We start from the raw sequence: 3,213 nt of genomic DNA on the forward strand, positions 1-3,213 counted from the left end.
GGATGCGGCCGTCTTCGCTGGTGTAGCCCGCACCGAAGGCGAACGCGCCTGCGTCCCGCCACAAGCCACCGCCCGCCGCCACGCTCAGCTTTCCGGGCCGGTCGTCATAGCGCAGCGAGGCGGCCGCAAGGCCTATTGCGGCCGCCTGCCGCGCCTCGTCGCGGATGCCGCTGATGTCCGAATTGAGCTGGCTGAGCTTCTGGTCGGTATAGTCGTTGGCCTGTTGCAAGGTCGTGACCGCCACCTTGTCGGTGTAGTCGTTGGACGTATCGATAGCGTAGGCTACGCGGTTGTCCGTATAGCTCTTGCCCGCGGTCAGGCCCTGGTTCATCTGGTCGACGTTGACCGCATCGGTCCCTTTGACGCCGGGGCCGACATTGGAGATGACGACCGGCGCGTTGACGTCGCCGCCCTGCAACGTGATGGTGTTCGACTTGACGCCGCCCGGGGCGTCATAGGTCACCGCGTTCTCGGTAAGGTTTCCGACGCCGGCTTTCAGATCCTCGATCGCCGTATTGGTGGCGTAGAGCTGCGAGCCGTTGATCGCATCGGTGCTGTCGGAAGACACGCGGCCGGCAGCGACATTGGTGATCGTCCGCTCGGCGCCGGCGTCGCCGACGCTGACGGTTCCGGTTGGAGTCGTTCCGGCATAAGTGTAGGTCTTGCCGTTGATGACGGTGCTGGAGGTCCCGACGGCGGTCTGCGTCACCGAACCGGAACCGAGCGCCACATCGTTGGCATTGTTGGCCTGCGCGCCCTGGCCGAGCGCGACGGCGCCTTGCCCAGCGGCCGTCGAGCCATGTCCCGCGGCCAGGCTGTCGGTGCCGCTCGCCACGCTCTCCGGTCCGATCGCAACGGCGTTGGTGCCGCCGGCGATGCTGTCGGCCAGCGTCGAGTTGGCGTGGAAATACTTGATGCCGCCGCCATTGCTGATGCTGGTCAGCGCATTGTCGACGGCCGTGAAGCCGTCATAGACGGTGGAATAATTGTTGCCCTGGATGTTGTAGGTCGGGCCGGTGATCGAGCCGTCGGGATTGACGGTCGTGCCGCCGCCGAACAGGTTGCTGACGTTTTGCGTCACGCCGCGCAACTGCGAAACGTTGACGCCGTCGGTGTCGGCAGAGCCCGCCGCGACATTGGTGAGCTTGCGTTCGGCACCGGCAGAGCCGATCGACACCTCGCCGACCGACGTTTGCGGACCGGCGAGCGCAAAGGCCGTGTAGCCTGCCTGCGCGCCGACCGTGGTGATGGACTGCGCACCGAGCGCCACGCTGTTGATGAAGGTGCTCTGGGCGCCGGCGCCGAGCGCCACCGACTGGATGCCGGACGCCAGCGAATTGGTGCCGAGCGCCAGCCCATCGGCCAGCATCACATGGGCGCCCTGGCCGATCGCTGTGCCGCCGGGTGCTGTCTGGTCGACAATGGCGCCATTGCCGATGCCGATGCCGTTGTCGCCGTTGACGACCGTGGTCGGACCGACCGCGACCGACTCTGCCCCGACCGCCAGCGAGTCGACCGCCGCCGAATTGGCATGGAAATACTTGGTCGAGGTGACCGATACGGCAGCTATGGCGCCGGCGAGTTGGCGCACCGTCACCGCGTCCTGGTCCTGGGTGCCGTCGGCCACATTGGTGATCTGCCGGTACGAGGTGGCATCGCCCACCGAAACGGCGCCGAGCAGCGTCTTGTCGGTTGTGTTGTACTGGATGAAGTTGGATGGGCCGGCGGGCAATTGCCCGGTAGTCGGAGCGATCGCACGATCGGAAACCGAACCCGAACCGAGCGCCACGCCGCCGTCGATGCTGGCATTGCTGTCGCGGCCGAGCGCCAGCGCGCTGTCGCCGGTCGCGGTCGCCTGGTAGCCGACGGCGGTGGAGCCGACCCCTTGTGCGAAGGAATCGGTTTGCGCCAGCCCGGCCTCGTTGGTGCGGGCGTAGCGGATGCCCTCGCCATTGGCGTCGGTATAGGCGGTCGAGGTATCGCCGGCGATGTTGTTGATCGTGTTGCCGAGATCGGTCACGGAACCGCCAATGGTGCTGAGCGTGGTGCCGATGGCGTCGACGGCCTGGTTGGTGGCGGCGAGCTGCGAGCCGTTGATGGCGTCGGTCGACGTCGAACTGATCCGCCCCGCGGCGACATTGGTGATGGTGCGTTCCGCACCGACCGCGCCGACGCTGACCGTCGAAGTCGGAGTGGTACCCTGGAAAGCGTAGGTCGTGCCGTTGATCACGGTGCTCGGCGTGCCGACGGCGACGTCGGTGACACTGCCCGAGCCGAGCGCCACGTCGCCTGCGTTGCCAGCGGTCGAGTTTGCACCCAGCGCGAGCGCATTCGCGGCGCTGGCATTCGCTTGCATGCCGAGAGCGGTCGCCTGGAGGCCGGTAGCAAAGGCGTTCTGGCCGATCGCGGTGCTGGAGGTCGCCGTGGCGTTGGCATTCGCGCCGATGGCGGTGCTGTATTGGCCAGAGGCGTTGGAAATGTATCCCATCGCCGTTGCGTCGAGCGCCGATGCGACGGCGCCGCTGCCGAAGGCCGACGCATTGGCGTCGGATGCACTCGAATTGACACCGGCCGCGATGGCGTTCGTCCCCGTTGCGGTCGCGACGGGTCCGATCGCAACGGAGTCCGTGCCCGTCGCCGAGGAGTCCGCCGCCGTCGAGTTGGCATGGAAATACTTGATGCCGCCGCCGACATTGATGTTGTTGACGACGGCGCCGATGGCATCGACGGCCTGGTTGGTGGCGGCGAGCTGCGAGCCGTTGATGGCGTCGGTCGACGTCGAACTGATCCGACCCGCGGCGACATTGGTGATGGTGCGTTCCGCGCCGGGCGCGCCGATGCTGACCGTCGAGGTCGGGTTGGTGCCCTGGAAGGCATAGGTCGTGCCATTGACCACCCCACTGGCCGTTCCGACCGCCGTGGTGGTCACCGAGCCCGAGCCGAGCGCCACGTCGCCGGAGCTTGCCGCCGCCGTCGCGCCATCGCCAAATGCGATATTCCCGGCGAGGCCGGCGGCACCTGCCGTGGAGCCGTTGCCCAACGCCACTGAGCCTTGGCCGATCGCCTTGTTGTTGTTGCCGATGGCGACGGCACCGTTGGCCGCGTTGGCCGCGGTGGCGGTCGCCGTGCCGTCGCTGTTGGCGATGTTGTTTGCGCCGCCGGTGAAGGCGCCGGTGCCGCTGGCGAAGCTCGGATCGCCGATGGCAACCGCGC

Annotated in this window: 1 protein-coding gene; it reads right to left on the reverse strand. The window is 67.4% G+C overall.

Annotated features, from left to right (window positions below; translation table 11 throughout):
• The coding region (locus EN906_RS12210; RefSeq protein WP_206529081.1) for a YadA-like family protein at positions 1-3,213 on the reverse strand (3,213 nt) is incomplete at both ends.

This window comes from Mesorhizobium sp. M7A.F.Ca.CA.004.06.1.1 (assembly GCF_003999135.1).
Lineage (GTDB): Bacteria > Pseudomonadota > Alphaproteobacteria > Rhizobiales > Rhizobiaceae > Mesorhizobium.